Source organism: Streptomyces sp. P9-A4 (genome assembly GCF_036634195.1).
Lineage (GTDB): Bacteria > Actinomycetota > Actinomycetes > Streptomycetales > Streptomycetaceae > Streptomyces.
In genome coordinates, this window is sequence record NZ_JAZIFY010000001.1 from 2,744,995 (window position 1) to 2,762,983 (window position 17,989).

At 73.8% G+C, this 17,989-nt stretch carries 12 protein-coding genes; 7 read left to right on the forward strand and 5 right to left on the reverse strand.

Annotated elements, in window-relative coordinates; all coding sequences use genetic code 11:
* Positions 1-49: 49 nt before the first annotated feature.
* The 4 genes from V4Y03_RS12350 to V4Y03_RS12365 form a co-directional block, all read right to left on the reverse strand.
* The gene (locus V4Y03_RS12350) at positions 50-763 is read right to left on the reverse strand and encodes an LPXTG cell wall anchor domain-containing protein (RefSeq protein ID WP_332434949.1); all 714 of its coding nucleotides are present in this window, start codon (positions 761-763) and stop codon (positions 50-52) included.
* A gap of 381 nt (positions 764-1,144) precedes the next feature.
* Positions 1,145-2,248: a peptide chain release factor 2 gene (prfB, locus tag V4Y03_RS12355; protein WP_317878298.1), complete on the reverse strand. Its 1,104-nt coding sequence runs from the start codon at positions 2,246-2,248 to the stop codon at positions 1,145-1,147.
* 87 nt (positions 2,249-2,335) lie between these two features.
* Positions 2,336-3,574 (reverse strand): protein kinase domain-containing protein, encoded by a 1,239-nt coding sequence (locus tag V4Y03_RS12360; RefSeq protein ID WP_332434950.1) that lies wholly within the window; start codon positions 3,572-3,574, stop codon positions 2,336-2,338.
* Positions 3,575-3,681: 107 nt separating this feature from the next.
* Positions 3,682-5,451, reverse strand: a complete 1,770-nt coding sequence (locus tag V4Y03_RS12365; RefSeq protein WP_332434951.1) for a serine/threonine-protein kinase — start codon at positions 5,449-5,451, stop codon at positions 3,682-3,684.
* A 607-nt stretch (positions 5,452-6,058) separates the two neighbouring features.
* Between V4Y03_RS12365 and V4Y03_RS12370 the strand changes: the two genes are divergently transcribed.
* The 4 genes from V4Y03_RS12370 to V4Y03_RS12385 all read left to right on the forward strand — a co-directional run bounded on the left by V4Y03_RS12370 (position 6,059) and on the right by V4Y03_RS12385 (position 13,927).
* Positions 6,059-10,165 (forward strand): FHA domain-containing protein, encoded by a 4,107-nt coding sequence (locus V4Y03_RS12370; protein ID WP_332434952.1) that lies wholly within the window; start codon positions 6,059-6,061, stop codon positions 10,163-10,165.
* A gap of 178 nt (positions 10,166-10,343) precedes the next feature.
* Complete coding sequence (locus tag V4Y03_RS12375; RefSeq protein WP_317875620.1) at positions 10,344-11,702, forward strand: ABC transporter substrate-binding protein; 1,359 nt, start codon at positions 10,344-10,346, stop codon at positions 11,700-11,702.
* Positions 11,703-11,711: 9 nt separating this feature from the next.
* Positions 11,712-13,076, forward strand: coding sequence for a carbohydrate ABC transporter permease (locus V4Y03_RS12380; RefSeq protein ID WP_332434953.1), 1,365 nt, complete (start codon positions 11,712-11,714; stop codon positions 13,074-13,076).
* Positions 13,073-13,927 carry a carbohydrate ABC transporter permease gene (locus tag V4Y03_RS12385; protein ID WP_317875618.1) on the forward strand — a complete coding sequence of 285 codons (855 nt, stop codon included), beginning with the start codon at positions 13,073-13,075 and terminating at the stop codon, positions 13,925-13,927. Before V4Y03_RS12380 ends, V4Y03_RS12385 begins: the two co-directional genes overlap by 4 nt.
* A 128-nt stretch (positions 13,928-14,055) precedes the next feature.
* On the opposite strand, the gene V4Y03_RS12390 is transcribed toward V4Y03_RS12385, so the two are convergent.
* Positions 14,056-14,655 carry a TetR/AcrR family transcriptional regulator gene (locus tag V4Y03_RS12390; protein ID WP_332434954.1) on the reverse strand — a complete coding sequence of 200 codons (600 nt, stop codon included), beginning with the start codon at positions 14,653-14,655 and terminating at the stop codon, positions 14,056-14,058.
* A 250-nt stretch (positions 14,656-14,905) separates the two neighbouring features.
* On the opposite strand from V4Y03_RS12390, the gene V4Y03_RS12395 reads away from it, so the two are divergent.
* Genes V4Y03_RS12395 through V4Y03_RS12405 form a run of 3 tightly spaced genes read left to right on the forward strand, consistent with a single transcriptional unit; the run spans position 14,906 to position 17,962 of the window.
* Positions 14,906-15,814: an ABC transporter permease gene (locus tag V4Y03_RS12395; RefSeq protein ID WP_332434955.1), complete on the forward strand. Its 909-nt coding sequence runs from the start codon at positions 14,906-14,908 to the stop codon at positions 15,812-15,814.
* Positions 15,807-16,631, forward strand: a complete 825-nt coding sequence (locus V4Y03_RS12400) for an ABC transporter ATP-binding protein (RefSeq protein WP_332434956.1) — start codon at positions 15,807-15,809, stop codon at positions 16,629-16,631. The genes V4Y03_RS12395 and V4Y03_RS12400 overlap by 8 nt, the downstream gene beginning before the upstream one ends.
* 26 nt (positions 16,632-16,657) lie before the next feature.
* A complete protein-coding gene (locus V4Y03_RS12405; RefSeq protein ID WP_332434957.1) occupies positions 16,658-17,962 on the forward strand; it encodes a glycosyltransferase family 87 protein in 1,305 nt (434 codons plus the stop codon).
* Positions 17,963-17,989 lie beyond the last annotated feature (27 nt).

Sequence of the window (17,989 nt, forward strand, 5' to 3'; positions counted from 1 at the left end):
CGTGCGCCCGTACGGCAGGTGCCGTACATCAGGCGCTCACGCGGTTCGATCAGGCGGCGGTACGGCCACCGGCGACGAGACGCGGAAGCATGCGGAAGCCGATGCCACCGGCGATCATGGTCGCGGCACCGATGAGCAGGAACGAGGTCTCGGCCGCGCCGGTCTCGGCGAGCTCCTCCTTCGCCGTGCCCTGCTGCACCGGCTGGGAGCCGGCGTTGTCGGTGTCGGTGTTGCTGTTGCCGGCGTCGACGCACTCGGCGCCGTCGAGGTCGACGGTGCAGGTGCCGGGGTCACCGGCGTCGGTGCCGCCGCCCTCCTCGACCGGGGTGACGGGCGAGCCCGTCTGGCCGGGGCCGGTCGTCGCGGTCGGCTTGGGGCCCTTGGTGGGCTCCTTCGTCGGCTCTGTGGTCGGAGGCTCGGTGGTGGGCTCCGTGGTCGGAGGCTCCGTCGTCGGCTCCGTGGTGGGCGGCTCCGTCGTGGGCTCCGTGGTCGGAGGCTCGGTGGTGGGCTCCGTCGTCGGGGGCTCCGTCGTCGGCTCCGTGGTGGGCGGCTCCGTCGTGGGCTCCGTGGTCGGAGGCTCGGTGGTGGGCTCCGTCGTCTCGCAGCCGGTGCCACCGGGCATGCACGTCTCATTCGGGCTCAGCGGCTCTGCGCCGAAGGCGCCCACGGCCTGCGCCGCACCCGCCGCGGTGAGCGACGCACCGGCGGCGATCACCGCACCGGCGGCAATGCGCGCGATACGGACTCGCATCTGCTTGGTCATCTGGCTGCTACCCCCAGTAGCTCATCTCGTCATGGGGCAGCGCTCGGGGCACGCGACAGGGGCGGCACCCGCGGTACTGGGCCGGCCCCCGTTCGCACGCGCCCCAGAAATGCGCATGCCAGTACGTCACCCTTCCGAGTTTCCGATGCAGCGTCAAGGTCGTTGCGCGTGCGATGCCCGAAAGATCACGGAGTACCCCACATGCGACGATGCAACTGTGACGTAAACCCAGAACTCCGGTCCCCACCACAGCAGTTCCCTTGTCGACAAAGCGCCCCGACCACCCATCTTTCGCTTGCGTCAGCGAATCCGCGCGGCCGGACGGAACGGCGCCGGGCCCCGCACCGAAAGGTGCGGGGCCCGGACCGGACTGCCGTGGGACTACTTGTCCTGCTGCTTGCGCCAGCGGATGCCCGCTTCCAGGAAGCCGTCGATCTCGCCGTCCAGGACGGCCTGCGGGTTGCCGACCTCGAACTCCGTACGGAGGTCCTTGACCATCTGGTACGGGTGGAGGACGTACGAGCGCATCTGGTTGCCCCAGGAGCTGCCGCTGTCCTTGAGGGCGTCCATCCTGGCCCGCTCCTCCTGGCGCTGACGCTCCAGGAGCTTGGCCTGGAGGACGTTCATGGCGCTCGCCTTGTTCTGGATCTGCGAGCGCTCGTTCTGGCAGGAGACGACGATGCCGGTCGGGAGGTGCGTGATGCGCACGGCCGAGTCGGTGGTGTTGACGCCCTGGCCGCCGGGGCCCGACGCGCGGTAGACGTCGATGCGCAGCTCGGACTCGTCGATCTCGACGTGGTCCGAGGACTCGACGACCGGCAGGATCTCGACGCCGGCGAAGGAGGTCTGACGACGCCCCTGGTTGTCGAAGGGCGAGATGCGGACCAGGCGGTGGGTGCCCTGCTCGACGGAGAGCGTGCCGTAGGCGTAGGGCGCCTTCACCACGAAGGTGGTCGACTTGATGCCGGCCTCCTCCGCGTACGAGGTCTCGTAGATCTCGGTCGAGTAGCCGTGGCGCTCCGCCCAGCGCAGGTACATGCGCTGGAGCCGCTCGGCGAAGTCGGAGGCGTCGACGCCGCCGGCCTCGGCCCGGATGTTGACCAGGGCCTCGCGCTCGTCGTACTCGCCGGAGAGGAGGGTGCGGACCTCCATCTCGTCGAGGGCCTTGCGGACGGAGGTCAGCTCCGTCTCGGCCTCGGCAAGGGTGTCCTGGTCGTCCATCTCCTCCGCGAGCTCGAAGAGCACCGCGAGGTCGTCGATGCGCCCGCGCAGGGTCTCGGCCTTGCGGACCTCGGCCTGGAGGTGCGAAAGCTTGCTCGTGATCTTCTGCGCCGCCTCCGGGTCGTCCCACAGGGACGGGGCCGCGGCCTGCTCTTCGAGCACGGCGATGTCGGCCCTCAGCTTCTCGAGGTCCAGGACGGCCTCGATCGACCCCATGGTCGAGGAGAGGGACTTCAGCTCTTCGGATACATCGACGACTGCCACGCGTCCAGCGTAACGGCTCCGGGCCTGGAGCCGAACCTTTGGCCACGAGGGGCCCACGAGGGGCCCGTGAGGGGGCTGTGACGGGTGCTACGGCCGGGAGGACTGCTTCGAGTCCTGCGGCGGCGCTTCCGCGTCCCCGGAGACCGCGAGGTAGCCGCCCACCCCGAGCGCGCCGGCCACGACGACCGCAGCGACGCCGAGGGTGATCCGTCTCTTGCGGACCGCGCCCGCCTTGTGGCGGGCCGAGCCGGGGCGCCGGGCCCCCGCGGGGCGCGGGGCGCGGGCGGTGCCCAGGGGCCCGCCGGACAGCTCGTCGGGCGCGGGCACCCGCATCGAGGTGTGGGTGTCGCGGTTGGAGTCGGCGGAGGCGCCGGGGACCAGCGGGACGGCGGCCCGGCGCGGGCCGGGTTCACCGCTCGCCGTACCGGTGGGGTACGTGTCCTCCTCGTACGGCTCCGGCGCCGGCTCCGCGCCCGGCTCGTCCACGTCGAGCGGCGGGATGCCCTTGAGCAGCGGCAGTACGTCCTTGAGCCGGGCGGCCAGCTCGGAGGCGCGCAGCCGGGAGGCCGGGGCCTTCGCGAGGCACTGCACGATCAGCTGCCACAGCTCCTCGGGGATGCCGGGCAGCGGGACGACGGTCTCGGTGACATGGCGGCGCAGGACGGCGCCGGGGTGGCCGCCGCCGAACGGGGTGAAGCCGGCGAGCAGTTCGTACAGGACGGTCGCGAGGGCGTAGATGTCGACGGCGGCGCGCGGCGGGAGGCCCTCGACGATCTCGGGGGCGAGGTAGTCGGGGGTGCCGATGATCCGGGTGGCCTTGGTGCGGCCGGGGGTGTCGATCAGCTTGGCGACGCCGAAGTCGGTGAGGAGGGCGGGGTGGGAGCCGCCGGGCCCGAGCGGGCCCTCCATGTCGAGCAGGATGTTCTCCGGCTTGACGTCCCGGTGGACGACCCCGGCGGCGTGCGCCGCGGCGAGGGCGTCGGCGACGTCCGCGACGATCGCGACGGCCGCCTCGGGGGCGAGGCGCCGCTCCCGGTCGAGCCGGGTGCGCAGGTCCGTGCCGCGGACGAGGTCCATGACGAGGGCCAGGTCGTTGCCGTCGACGACGAGGTCGCGGACCTTGACCACCCGGGGGTGGTCGAGGCCGAGCAACGCGGTCCGTTCCTGGACGAAGCGGCCGACGAGTTCCTGGTCGGAGGCCAGGTCCTCGCGCAGCAGTTTGACGGCGACGGGCCCCTCGGGCCCCTCGCCGAGCCACACCGTTCCGGCGCTGCCCCGCCCGAGGATCTGGTGGGTGGTGTAGCGGCTGCCGATGTTCCGTGCCAAGACTGCTCCCTCAGCGGCTGCGGTTCGGTGCAAAGTTACGCGTCCACGGCCGCCGGTCGTCACTTCCGAGGGGAATTCACCCCTCGGAAGTCGATAAATCGGCAGTATTACTGCCCCGTACCGCCGGTAGTACCCCCGGAACCGGTGGAATCGCCGATCGAGGAGATCCAGTCGGTCACGGTCGTGATGCCGTCGCCGATGGCCTCCCAGTAGCCCTTGCCCTGGGCGACCCAGTCCTGGAGCGGGGTCAGTTCCCAGACGAGCCAGCCCGCGACCACGAACAGGACGATCATGATCAGGCAGCCCTTGAGGCAGCCGAGACCGGGGATCCTCACGGGGTTGGCGCTGCGCTGTCGCGGCGGGCGCGGCTCGCGGGGCGCCGGGGCCTGGGGCGGCGGCTGCGGCGGGGTGTACTGCTGCTGGGGCGCCGCGTACTGCTGGGGCGCGGGCGGCGGCGCGTACTGCTGCGGCTGGTGCTGCTGATGCTGCGGCGGGTACGGCTGGGGCGCGGGGCGCTGCTGGGCCGGACGCTGCTGCTGATACGGCTGCGGCGGCTGCTGTCCGTACTGCTGCCGGCCGGGCTGCTGCCCGTACCCGCCGGGCTGCGGGCGGTCCTGCGGCGGCTGCTGCGGCTGGCGCTGCGGGCGCCGGCGCAGCGGGTCCTCGCTCGGGTCCAGGTACTGGACCTGCGTCTGCTCGTTGCGGTCGCGGGCCGCCCGCAGCTGGCTCTGCCAGGGGTGCGGCTCCTCGGACTGCGCGCCCTGCGGGGGCTGCGGCGGCACGGGGGGCATGACGGCCGTCGGGTCGGCGCCGCCCATGGGGCCGCCGGCCGGCAGGACGCTGGTCGCGCCGGCGGGGTCGTACTGCGGCGGCATCCCGGCACCGGCCGCACCGGTGGGCAGCACCTGGGTGGGGTCGGCCGCGCCCGGGGTCACCGGCTCCGGGGTCCCGGGGACCGGCGCGGGCGCCGGGTCGGGGGCGAGGAGCGCGCCGACGCCCTCGGCCGCCTCGATCTGCGCGGGCGTCGCGTGCACGCCGATGCCCGCGGCGACCGCGCGCAGACCGCGCGCGAGGTTCTCCGCGCTCGGCCGCCGGTCGGGGTCCTTGCTGAGGCAGCGCTCTATGACCGTCCACAGGGGTCCGGGCACGGTCGAGGGGCGGCGGGGCTCCTCGCTGAGGTGCCGGTGCAGCACTTCGAGGGCGGTGCCGCCGGCGAACGGGGGACGGCCGGTGACCAGTTCGTAGAGCAGGATGCCCGCGCCGTAGATGTCGACGGCGGAGGTCTGCGGGCGGCCCTCGGCGGACTCCGGCGCCACGTACGCGGGCGTGCCGACGAACTCGTGGGTGCGGGTCAGGCCCGGGGAGTCCGCGAGGCGCGCGATGCCGAAGTCCGTCAGCATCGGGTGCATCTGGCCGCCCTGTTCGGCCAGCAGCACGTTGGCCGGCTTCAGGTCGCGGTGGACGACGCCGTCGGCGTGGCTCGCGGCGAGCGCGTCGGCGATCTGCGCGGTCAGGAGGGAAGCGGCGACCGGGGTGAGCGGGCCGCTCTCCCGGATGTACCGGTGCAGGTCGGGGCCCTCGACGAGATCCATGACGAGGGCGAGGACATCGCCCTCGACGACCAGGTCGCGGGTGCGCACGATGTTCGGGTGGGTCAGCCGGAGCAGCACGGACCGCTCGCGCAGGAAGCGCATCACGATGTCCGCGTCGTTGGCCAGCTCCTCCTTGAGGACCTTGATCGCGACGGTCTCGCCGGGCTGGCCGGGCACGGCCGCCTCGGCGCCCGCCGTCTCCCGCTGGCGGGCTCGCCAGACGGTGCCCGTGGCGCCGCGGCCGAGCGGCTCCTCGAGCAGGTACTTGCTGCCGATAGGCCGCACGTCACGAGCTCCCTGCTGATCGTCGTCCTGGGGTGTACCGGAGGTGTTCCCTGGGTCCCTGTCCTCTGTTGTGACCCGTCCGGGTGTCCGACCCACTTTAGTGCCGCCGAACGGGGTACCGGCCGGTCGTCCACAGGCCGTTTCCCGAAGGCCGCGCCGGGAGTGTCCCCGGAGCGCGTAAAGGTCCCGTCGGGGGATCCGCCGGGCTTCGCGGCGGGCGTTCCGCCGGTTGTTCCGGTGGTCGTACGGCCGGTTGTTCCGGTGGTCGTACCGCCGGTTGCCCCGGTGGGCGTTCTGTCCGGGTTCCGTCAGGCGTTCTGTCCGGAAGAAGACGCTTCCCGGGCGGCGATGGTTGCCGGGCATGTTCCGAAGGCATGCTCAAGCAGGCACTTTTGCGTCCACAGCCGACCATTCAAGATCACTTCCGGCCGACCCGGGGGCGGGTTGTCGGTGGCAGGTGCGAGGATGCCTACAGCACGTCGCATCGATGGGGTCGGGAGCCCCGCGCCGTGCAGACCTGTACCGGACGACGCGTCCGTGCCGGGTGGGGGGAGTCACAGGGCGGTTCCCCTGCCGGCATCTCGCGCAGAAGGGACCGCTGACGGCGATGCAGATCCGGCTGACCGTCCTCGCGCCGTATGCCGGCCACGGCGCCGGGCGCGCCTGCGACGTGCTCGTCACGGCCCCCGCCGGGACGGCGCTCTCCGCCGTGGCCTCGAACCTGGCCGCCGCCGTCACGGGCCCCGACACCTCCGCCTCGGGCACGACCGTGCTCTACGCGGGCGCGGAGCGGCTCGACAACCGGCGCTGCGTGCTCGGCGAGCCCCCGCTCGTCGACGGCGCGGTCCTCTCCCTCCAGGTCCCCGGCCCCGACGAGCGCGTCCGTGAGACGGCCTCGGCCCGACTGCACGTGGTGGCGGGTCCGGACGCGGGCGGGGTGCATCTGCTGCACGGCGGACCGATCAGAATCGGCCGTTCCATCGACGCCGACGTACCGCTCGACGACCCGGACGTCTCCCGCGCGCACTGCACGGTGACCGTCGGCGAGGACGGCAGGGTCACCGTCGCCGACCGGGGCTCGACGAACGGCACCACCCTCGACGGCGTGCCCGTCGGCGAGCGCCCGGTGCGCTTCCGCCCCGGCGCGCTGCTCCGCCTCGGCGAATCCGCCCTCCGGCTGACCGGCCCCGGCGACGGCCTCGACGGTACGGACGCGAGGGCGACGGCCCCGGACGGCGAGGGCCACCTGCGGATCGCGCTCGGCGCGGACGGACCGGAGCGGCCCGGCCACGCGGGCGCGTCCGGCCGGGCTCCCGGCGGACCGGCGGACGACAGCACGCACGGCGGCGCGCGCGGCGCCCTGCACGGCGGCCCGGCCGACGACCCGTACGAGCGCGGGTACGAGGACCCGTACGCGCGCCCCTACGACACCCCCTACGGCGACGGCTCCCCCGGCCACGCGCGCGCGGGAGACCTCCACGACGGCGGCGCCGGACACGACGACGGCACGCCCCACGACAGGACCGGCCAGCACGGGAGCGACGCGGCCCGGAACCGGGCCCCGTCGGAGGCCGCCGCCCCCTCGTCCTCCCGGGGGAACGGCAAGCGCGGACTCGGCGCGTGGGCCCGGCGTCTGGCGGGCGGGCGCGAGGAGTTCCCGGCCCCCGCCGCCGACGACCGGTCCGCCCCCGACACCCATGCCGGAGCCCGGCACGGTGCGGGCACGCGTACGGGCACGGGCTCGCGTGCCGACGCCCCCCTACCCGTACCGGCGGCCGACACCTGGCCCGACCCGGCCACCGTCCTGCTCACCGCCCTCGGTCCCGGCCCCCGGCTCTGGGAGCGCGGCCGGCACCACCCCGAGGCCCTGGTGGTCCGGCTCGGCACCACGGACCGCGCCGACCTGTCGGGCGTACCGGTCACCGTGGGACTGCGCGAGGCCGGTTCGCTCGGCCTCGCCGGCCCCGCCGACCGGCTCGCCGGGCTCGCCCGGTCCGTCGTCGCCCAGCTCGCCGCCCTGCACTCCCCCGCCGATCTGGAGATCGTGCTGATCAGCGCCGACCGGAACCGCTCGCTGGACGAGCGGCGCCGGGCCTGGGGCTGGCTCGGCTGGCTCCCGCACGTCCGGCCCGCGCACGGCCAGGACGCCCGGCTGCTCCTGGCGTACGACCGCGAGCAGGCCCAGGCCCGTACGGCGGAGCTGACCCGGCGGCTCGACGACGGCCCCCTCGGCCCCGGCTGGCCCAGCGCCGACCGCGCGTCCGTCGCCGAGGCCGCCGCCCGCCACGAGGGCCCGGTCACGGTCGTGGTCGTGGACGGCGACCCCGGTTCGGCGGCGCTCCGCGAGACCGTGGCGCGGCTGGCCGTGGCGGGCGCCGCCGCCGGAATCCACCTCCTGTGCCTCGCCGAGGCGCCCTCGGCCTCCCCGGTGTCCCCGGTCGCGGCCACGTACGAGACGGCCTGCGCCTCCTCCCTCGCCTTCCGCGAGTGCGGGGCCGCCGCGCTGCTCAGCGGTGACGTGGCGACGGCGCTGCGCCTGCTCAGGACCTCCGGCGGGCGGGTCGCGGGCCACGGCACCGTCGGTGTGGTCGACGCGGTGTCCGTCGCCTGGGCCGACCGGTTCGGCCGCGCGCTGGCCCCGCTGCGCACGGACGCGGCGGCGGCGCCCGGTGCCCGCGCCTCCGCGCTGCCGCCCAAGGCCCGGCTCCTCGACGAACTCGGGCTCGCCCGCGCCACCCCCGCCTCCCTGATGGCGCGCTGGGCCTCCGCCGGTGACGGCACGGTCGTCCTGGGCGCGGGCCCCCGGGGGCCGCTCGCCGTGGACCTCACCCAGGAGGGCCCGCACCTGCTGATCGAGGGCCCCGCGGGCAGCGGACGCACGGAACTGCTCCGGTCGATCGCCGCGTCCCTCGCGGCCGGCGGCCGGCCCGACCGGCTCGGCCTGCTCCTGGTGGACGGGGCGGGCGGCGAGCGCGGCGAAGGACTCGCGGCCTGTACGGAACTGCCGCACGTCACCGAGCATCTGATCGCCTCGGACCCGGTGCGGATGCGGGAGTTCGCACAGGCGCTCGGCGCGGAGCTGAAGCGCCGGGCGGAGCTGCTGGGTGACGGTCACTTCGCCGACCGCAGGGGTACGCGCGCGGCGCCCGCCGCCACGGACCGGCTGATCGGCCAGCGGACCCCGAGCGCGGCGGAGTCGGTCCCGAGGGGCGCGCGTGCGACGGCCCGCGTCCCGGAGCCGGAGGACCCGAGCCGCCGGACGCCGTATCCCACGGACATCGACGGCCGGGGCAGCAGCCGGACGCCGTACCCGACCGACATCGACGGCCGGGGCAGCAGCCGCACCCCGTACCCGACCGACATCGACGGCCGGGCGAGCGGCCGGACCCCGTACCCGGGTGATCTGACCGACCGCCCGAGCAGCCGCACGCTCCGTACCGGCGACGGCACGATCGGCGCGCTGCCCAGTTCGAGGAGCGGCCGGAGCCCGTACCCCGGCGCGGACGACCCGGGCGGACGCCCGAGCGGCCGGATCACGTACTCGTCCTCCGACGACGTCCGGGGCCGCGCCAGTGGCCGCACCCTCCGCACGAACGACGACGACCTCGGCAGCCACCCGAGCGGGCGCGTGCCCCGGACCGGCGCGGACGACCTCACGGGCCCGCCGAGTGCCCGTAGCGCCTACCCGGGCGCGGGCGACATCGGCGGCCGGCCGAGCGGCCGGGTCTCCCGGACCGGTGCGGACGACCTCACGGGGCCGCCCGGCGGACGTACTCCCTACCCCGGCGCGGGCGACCTCACCGACCACCCCAGTGGCCGCGTGCCCCGGGCCGTGGACGGTGCGGCGGACGAGCGGTCCGGTGCCCGGACCCGTTCGGGAGGCGGTGACGCCTACCTCGCGGACACGCCCAGCGGACGGCTGCCGCGCAGGGACGGCGGCCTGGACGACCGCCCGAGCAGCCGCACCTACCGGACCGGCGAAGGCGACCTCGGCGACCGCCCGAGCGGTCGTGTCCCCCGGACCGGCGACGGTGACCTCGGTGACCGTCCCGGCAGCCGCACCCTCCGGTTCGGCGACGGCGGTCGCGGCGCCCGGTCCACGGGTGACGAGTCCGGGGTGCGGATTCCCGCGCCCGCCCACGGCGATTCGGCTCCCGCCAGGGCCGCCGCGGCGCCCGGCCACCTCCCCCGCCTCATCGTGCTCGTCGACGACTTCGACGCGCTCGTCGCGCCCGCGCTCGGCGCCCCCGGCCGGCCCGCCGCCGGTTCGGTCGTACGGGCGCTGGAAGCCGTCGCCCGGAACGGCGAGCGGCTCGGGGTGCACCTCGTCGCGACCTCGGCCCGCCCGGACCGCACCTCCGACACCGAACTGGCCCACGGGGCCCGGCTGCGCATCGTGCTCGACGCGCCCCCGGCGACCGCGGGCCCGGACGTCCCCGCGCCCGGCCGCGGGCGCCTCGGGCATCCGGACGGCCGGCTGACCCCCTTCCAGGGCGGTCGTGTCACCGGCCGGATCCCCCGGACGGCGACGCTCCGGCCGACGGTCGTCCCGCTGGAGTGGGAGCGGATGGGCGATCCGCCGACCCGCCGCCCGGTCCGTGAGCTGGGCAACGGGCCGACGGATCTGGCCCTCCTGGCGAGCGCGCTCGACCGGGCCGCCCGCTCGGTGGAGGCGACGCCCGTGCCGCCGCTCACCCCCGCCACCCACGCCTGACGGAACAACGCCACACGCGCCGTTTCAGCTCCACCAACCCCACCACCCCCACCTGACACAACGTCACGAGGGCGTCACGATGACCCACTTGACACGGAAGGCGGTATTGCGGGGCCCGCCACCCCGGCGTAGACCTGTCGCACGGGACAGCGACGCGCACGGTAGAGACGGGGCAGCGATGCGTACAACTCTTCGCCCACGCAAAACCGCAGTGACCCTCACTGCGTTCACGGCACTGGCCGCACTCGCCCTGGCGGGCTGCGGCGGCGACACCTCCAAGGACCCGGAATCCGGACCCGACCGCACCCTCCCCCTCAAGGGCGAGAAGATCGAGGTCGCCGCCGTCTGGACGGGCCCCGAGCAGGAGAACTTCACCAAGGTCCTCAAGGAGTTCGAGAAGCGCACGGGCGCGACGGTCACGTTCGTGCCCGCGCAGGACCCGATCGTGAACTTCCTGGGGACGAAGATCGCGGGCGGCGCACCGCCGGACGTGGCGATGCTCCCGCAGGTGGGCGCGATCCAGCAGGCCGCCGCGCAGAAGTGGCTCAAGCCGGTCGGCCCGGAGGCCAAGGCGGCTCTGGCCGCGAACTACTCGCGCGGCTGGCAGGAGCTCGGCGCGGTCGACGGCACCCAGTACGGGGTCTACTTCAAGGCCGCCAACAAGTCCCTGGTCTGGTACAACTCCGCCGTCTTCGACAACGCGGGCGCCACCGAGCCGAAGACCTGGAAGGAGTTCCTCGGCACCGCCGAGACGATCTCCGCCTCCGGCGTCACCCCGGTCTCGGTGGGCGGCGCGGACGGCTGGACCCTCACCGACTGGTTCGAGAACGTCTACCTCTCGCAGGCGGGCCCGGCGAAGTACGACCAGCTCGCGAAGCACACGATCAAGTGGACGGACCCGTCCGTCACCGCGGCCCTGACGACACTGGCCGAGCTCTTCGGCAAGCCTGCGCTGATCGCGGGCGGTACGAACGGCGCCCTGCAGACCGAGTACCCGGTCTCGGTCACCCAGACCTTCACGGGCGGCGACCAGCCCAAGGGGGCGATGGTCTTCGAGGGCGACTTCGCCGCCGTCAACATCGCCCAGACGAAGGCGAAGATCGGTACGGACGCCAAGGTCTTCCCCTTCCCGAAGGTCGGCGACGGCGGCACCTCCCCCGTCGTGACGGCGGGCGACGCGGCCGTGGCGCTGAAGGACACCAAGGGCGCGCAGGCGCTGCTCGCCTTCCTCGCCTCCCCGGATGCGGCGAAGATCTGGGCGGCCGAGGGCGGGTTCCTCTCCCCCAACAAGAACCTGGACCCGGCGGCGTACCCGAACGACGTCCAGCGCGAGATCGCGAAGGCGCTCCTCGACTCCGGCGACGCCTTCCGCTTCGACATGTCGGACCAGATGCCGCAGTCCTTCGGCGGGACGCCGGGCAAGGGCGAGTGGAAGGCGCTCCAGGACTTCCTCAAGAACCCGAAGGACATCGCCGGGACACAGGCGCGCTTGGAGCAGGACGCGGAGAAGGCGTACCGGGCCGCGGCGAAGGGCTGAGGTCCCGGCATGCCGAAAACGGCCCGCGTCCGTGGCAACGGCAGGAACAGCACCCGTGGCAACAGCGCGCGCGGCAACAGCGTCCGTGGCAACGGCAGGAGCAGGACGGTCGCGGTGGGGTTCCTGCTCCCCGCCCTGCTCCTGCTCGGCGCGCTGGTCGTCTACCCCATCGGGTACTCCGTCCAGCGCTCGCTCTTCGACCGCTCGGGTGACGGCTTCGTCGGCCTGGACAACTACCTCTCGCTCGTCACCGACGACTCCCTGCGCACCGCCGTCCGCAACAACCTGATCTGGCTGGTCGTCGCCCCGGCGGTGGCGACGGCCCTCGGGCTGATCTTCGCCGTGCTCACCGAACGGGTGCGCTGGGGCACGGCGTTCAAGCTGGTCGTCTTCATGCCGATGGCGATCTCGATGCTGGCCGCCGGGATCATCTTCCGGCTGGTGTACGAGCAGGACCCGGACCGGGGGGTCGCCAACGCCGTGTGGGTCGGGGTCCACGACACCTTCGCCGAGTCCTCGGGCTTCCCCCGCGCCCGGCCGCTGCCGGTGCATCCGTTGAAGGCCACCGGGGACGGCGCCTTCGTCACCAAGGTGCCGGTGCGCGCCGGGGAGCCCGTACGGCTGCCGCTGATCGGGGTGGCTCCGGGGCAGATGCCGGAGGAGGCCCGCCCGGCCCGGGAGGGGGCGTCCGCCGCGGGCACCGTCTCCGGGACGGCCTGGCTGGACTTCACCCGGGGCGGCGGCGGCCGGCCGAACGCCATCGACGCCGCCGAACTGGGCCTCGCGGGCCTGCGGATCGAGGCCGTACGGGACGGCGAGGTGGTCGCCCGGACCACGGCGGCGGCCGACGGCACGTTCAGTCTGCCCGCCGACCGCGCGGACGGGGCCGTGCTCCGGCTGCCGGCGAGCAACTTCCGGGAGCAGTACGACGGGGTGGAGTGGCTGGGTCCCGACTTTGTCACCCCGGCGGTCATCGGGGCGTACGTGTGGATGTGGGCCGGGTTCGCGATGGTGCTGATCGGCGCCGGTCTGGCCGCCGTGCCGCGCGAGCTGCTGGAAGCGGCGCGGGTGGACGGGGCGAACGAGTGGCAGGTGTTCCGCCGGATCACCGTGCCGCTGCTCGCGCCGGTCCTGGTGGTCGTCCTCGTCACGCTGATGATCAACGTCCTCAAGGTCTTCGACCTGGTCTTCGTCATCGCGCCCGGCTCGGCCCTGGACGACGCGAACGTGCTCGCGCTCCAGCTGTACCGCTCGTCCTTCGGCACGGACGCCGACCTCGGCGTCGGCTCGGCCATCGCCGTCGTCCTGCTCCTCCTCGTCCTGCCGGTCATGGCGGTCAACATCCGCCGCATCCGAAGGGAGAACCGCCGGTGAGGCCGTCGCTCGTCGCCCGGATCGCCGCCCGCACCGCCGGTGGCGCGGTCCGTGTGTTCCTCCTCCTGGCCGGGCTGTTCTGGCTGCTGCCGACGGTGGGGCTGCTGCTCTCCTCGCTCCGCTCGCCCTCGGACATCGCGGCGAGCGGCTGGTGGCGGGTGTTCACCGCCCCCGCCGAGCTGACCACCGAGAACTACGGCCGGCTGCTCGCGAACGAGACGATCACCGGGTCCCTCCTGTCGACCGTGCTGATCACGGTCCCGGCGACGCTGCTGGTGCTCGCCCTCGGCTCGTTCGCGGGGTACGCGTTCGCGTGGCTGGAGTTCCCTGGGCGGGACTGGTGGTTCCTGGGTGTGGTGGCCCTGCTGGTGGTCCCGGTGCAGGTGGCGCTGGTCCCGGTGTCGAAGCTCTTCGGCGCGGTCGGGCTGTTCGAGACGACGCTCGGGGTGGTGCTCTTCCACACGGCCTTCGGGCTGCCGTTCGCGATCTTCCTGCTGCGGAACTTCTTCGCGGAGATCCCCCGCGAACTCCTTGAGGCGGCGCGGCTCGACGGGGCGGGCGAGGTGAAGCTCTTCACCCGGGTGGTGCTGCCGCTGGGCGGTCCGGCCATCGCCTCGCTGGGGATCTTCCAGTTCCTGTGGGTGTGGAACGACATGCTGATCGCGCTGATCTTCGCGGACTCGCAGTCGCCGCCGATCACGGTGGCGCTCCAGCAGCAGGTACGGCAGTTCGGCAACAACGTGGACGTGCTGGCACCGGGGGCGTTCGTGTCGATGGTGGTGCCGCTGGTGGTCTTCTTCGCGTTCCAGCGCCAGTTCACGACGGGCGTGATGGCGGGCGCGGTGAAGTAGGCCGCGGACCGGCCGGGCTTACGGGTACGGCGCCGGGCCTACGGGTACGGCGCCGGCCTTCCGGGTACGGCGCCGGCCTTCCGGGTACGGCGCCGGCGCCGGGCTTACGGGCGCGGCGCCGACCACGCCTACGCGCGCAGCGCCGCCACCGCCGAGCGCGCCAGGTCGTCCGCGTACCCCGGCGGCAGCGGCGTACGGACGACGACGAGCCGCCAGTAGAGGGGGCCGACGATCAGGTCGAGGGCGCGGGCGGGGTCGGCGCCCTCGGGGAGTTCGCCGCGGCCGACGGCCTCGCGGACGATGCCGGTGACCACGCCCTGCTGGCCGTCGAGCAGCGTGGACTTCACGGTCTCGGCGATCTCGGGGTGCCGGGCGGCCTCGACGAGCAGGTCGGGGATGACCTGCGAGGCGACCGGGTGGCGCAGGGCGTGCATGGCCACTTCGAGGAGGGCGCGCACATCCCCGTACAGCGACCCGGTGGCGGGCGCCGGCAGGCCCTGGGCGGCGAAGGCGCCGACGAGGTCGAGGACGAGGGAGAGCTTGGACTTCCAGCGCCGGTAGACGGCGGTCTTGCCGACTCCGGCGCGGCGCGCGATGCCCTCGATGGACATCCGGGCGAAGCCGACGGCCGCGAGCTCCTCGAAGACGGCGGCGCGGATGGCCTCGGTCACGTCCTCGCGGAGTACGGCGGCTCCGGCGGGGGCGCGGCGGGGGGTCGGATCGGTCATGAGGGCATCCTAGCCAACCGCGACGCCTCGATACCGTTACGACGATACGGTTGCGTTCCGGCGTGGACCCGCCCTACTCTCCCCGTAGCGACGATACGGACCCGTCCCATCGTCACACCTGAGCAGCACGCACCACGCGTCACGCGTCACGCACCACGCACCACGCACCACACCTCGCATCCCACGCGTCACGCACCACACCCCACGCCTCACCGGAAGCGCCCCGCCCCCTCGCCGAAAGCGCCCGCCCGTGACCACCACCCTCGCCCCACCCCCACCTCAGGCCCCCGCCGAGGACCTGCGCGCACTCGCCCTGCGCCACGGCCTCACGGTCAGCGGGGCCCGCCCCTCGCTCCCCGCCTACGTCCGGCAGCTCTGGTCCCGCCGCGACTTCATCACCGCCTTCGCGACCGCCCGCCTGACCGCCCAGTACAGCCAGGCGCGCCTCGGCCAGGTCTGGCAGGTGATGACCCCGCTCCTCAACGCGGCCGTCTACTACGCGATCTTCGGCGTCCTGATGAACGCCAAGCACGGCGTCCCCGACTACGTGCCCTTCCTGATCACCGGCATCTTCGTGTGGACGTTCACCTCCGACACGGTCATGGCCGGCACCCGCGCGATCAGCGGCAACCTGGGCCTGGTCCGCGCCCTGCACTTCCCGCGCGCCGGCCTGCCGATCTCGCTCGCGCTCCAGCAGCTCCAGCAGCTGCTGCTCTCGCTGTCCGCGCTGGTCGTGATCCTGTTCTGCTTCGGCGAGTTCCCCACCTGGAGCTGGCTGCTCGCCGTCCCCGCGCTCCTGTGCCAGGCGCTGTTCAACACGGGCGTGGCGCTCGTGCTCGCCCGGCTCGCGGCCCGCACCCCGGACATCACCCAGCTGATGCCGTTCGTGCTCCGCACCTGGATGTACGCCTCCGGGGCCATGTGGTCGATCCAGAACCTGGCGGTCGGCGGGCGCTTCCCGGAGGGCGTGGTGCTGGCCCTCCAGTGCAACCCGGCGGCCGTCTACATCGACCTGATGCGCTTCGCGCTGATCGGGAGCTACACGGCGGCGCAGCTCCCGCCGCACGTCTGGGCGCTCGCCGTCGGCTGGGCCCTGCTGGCCTTCGCGGGCGGTTTCATCTGGTTCTGGAAGGCGGAGGAGACGTACGGCCGTGGCTGACACCCGAGGAACACCGACCGTGGTGGTCGACGACGTCCACATCACGTACACCGTCAACGGCGGCCACTCCGGTGGCCGGGGCGCCGCGACGGCCGCGCTGAGCCGCATCCTGCGTCGCGGCGGAGCGGCTCCGGCCGCGCGCCGGGTCCACGCCGTGAAGGGGGTCGGCTTCGTCGCGTACCGGGGCGAGGCGATTGGCCTGATCGGTTCGAACGGATCTGGGAAATCCACCCTCCTGAAGGCCGTCGCGGGCCTCCAGCCTGTCGAGCGGGGCCGGATCTACACCCAGGGGCAGCCCTCGCTGCTCGGTGTCAACGCGGCCCTGATGAACGATCTGACGGGTGAGCGGAACGTGATCCTGGGCGGCCTCGCGATGGGCATGAGCCGCGCGGAGGTCCGGGAGCGCTACGACGGGATCGTGGACTTCTCGGGCATCAACGAGAAGGACGACGCGATCTCCCGCCCGATGCGGACGTACTCCTCCGGGATGGGCGCCCGGCTGCGCTTCTCGATCGCCGCCGCGAAGAGCCATGACGTGCTGCTCATCGACGAGGCCCTGTCGACCGGCGACGCGCGTTTCCGCCGCCGCAGCCAGGCGCGGATCGACGAGCTGCGGGCGGAGGCGGGCACGGTCTTCCTGGTCAGCCACTCGAACTCGACGATCACGGAGACCTGCGAGCGGGCGCTGTGGCTGGAGGCCGGCACGCTGCGGATGGACGGCCCGGCGAAGGAGGTGGTGGCGGCGTACGAGGAGTTCACCGCCGGTCCCGGCCCGAGGACAAGCGCCGGGCCGGACCCGAAGACAACGAACAAATAGGGCATTGCGGGCTAAAGTGCGGAGGGATGACGAACGATCACCCTCAGTCGCCGCGCCGGACCGGGACGGAGCCCCCCTCCCTCACCGGGTCCCCCTTCGACTCGGACACCTTCACCTCCGCGACCTTCGTCACGGTCGGCAGCGGCCCGCGCCTGGCCCTCGCCGCCGTCTGGCTGCTGACCCGCGTCGGCATGGTCCTGCTGCTGCTCCGCGACAACCTCGGCATCGGCGGGGTCGGCCGCGAGGTGGCCCTCTACCAGCACTGGTACGGGCAGTTCGCCCAGGGCACCTTCCCGCCCGGCGACGTCACCTGGCAGTACCCGCCGGGCGCCGGGCTGGTGATCATGTCCCCGGGCCTGCTGCCCTGGCTGACCTACTTCCAGGCGTTCGTCGCCCTCACCCTCCTCGCCGACGCGGTCGTCACCCTGGCGCTCGCCCGCGCCGACAGCGCCCGGCTCACCCACGGATCCTGGTACTGGGTCTGCGGCCTGCCGCTCCTCCTGCACCTGCCGCTCGCCCGCTACGACGTCCAGACCACCGCCCTGGCCGTCCTCGCCCTGCTCGCCCTCAGCGCCCGCCCCACGGCGGCCCACCAGCTGGGCGGGGCGCTCGCGGGGATCGGCGCGATGGTCAAGGTCTGGCCGGTGCTCACCCTGATCGGCACCCCCCGGGGCCGTACCAGCCGCGAGGCCTGGACCGCCGCCGTCGTGGCCGCCCTGGCGCTCCTCGCCACCCTCGCGCTGTTCTTCTCCGAGTCGCTCGGCTTCCTGCGCCAGCAGGGCAGCCGGGGCATCCAGATCGAGTCGCTCGGCGGCACGGCCCTCGCGCTCGCCCACGCCTCCGGGATCTGGCCCGGCACGGTCGAGTTCCGTTACGGCGCCTTCGAGTACGTGGGCCCGTACGTCTCCAGCCTCGGCCACCTCGCCCTGCTGCTCACCGTGCTCGCCTTCGGCTGGCTGCTCCTGTGGCGCGTCCGGGCCCACCGCTGGACCGCCGCGACCCCCTTCGACGCCGCCTTCACCGCCGTCCTGCTCTTCACCGCGACCAGCCGGGTGATCAGCCCCCAGTACATGATCTGGCTGCTCGGGCTCGCCGCCGTCTGCCTGACCTCACGCGCCACCGTGATGCGCCCGGTGGCGCTGCTGATCCTCCCGGCGGCGGCGCTCAGCTCGCTGGCGTACCCCGTCCTGTACGACGAGGTCATCGCCGGCACCACCCGCGGCCTGGCCGTCATGGTGCTCCGCAACGGACTGCTGCTCGCGGCGGCCCTGCTCGCCTCCCGCCGCCTGTGGACGTCGACGGTCGCGGGCCCCCCGGAAGAGACGGCGTAGACCGCACGGAAGAGACCGCGTGAAGCG

Coding starts and splice junctions, on each gene's coding strand:
- V4Y03_RS12350 (WP_332434949.1), bottom strand. CDS start 763: ATGACCAAGCAGATGCGAGTCCGTATCGCGCGCATTGCCGCCGGTGCG.
- V4Y03_RS12370 (WP_332434952.1), top strand. CDS start 6,059: ATGCAGATCCGGCTGACCGTCCTCGCGCCGTATGCCGGCCACGGCGCC.
- V4Y03_RS12375 (WP_317875620.1), top strand. CDS start 10,344: ATGCGTACAACTCTTCGCCCACGCAAAACCGCAGTGACCCTCACTGCG.
- V4Y03_RS12380 (WP_332434953.1), top strand. CDS start 11,712: ATGCCGAAAACGGCCCGCGTCCGTGGCAACGGCAGGAACAGCACCCGT.
- V4Y03_RS12390 (WP_332434954.1), bottom strand. CDS start 14,655: ATGACCGATCCGACCCCCCGCCGCGCCCCCGCCGGAGCCGCCGTACTC.
- V4Y03_RS12405 (WP_332434957.1), top strand. CDS start 16,658: ATGACGAACGATCACCCTCAGTCGCCGCGCCGGACCGGGACGGAGCCC.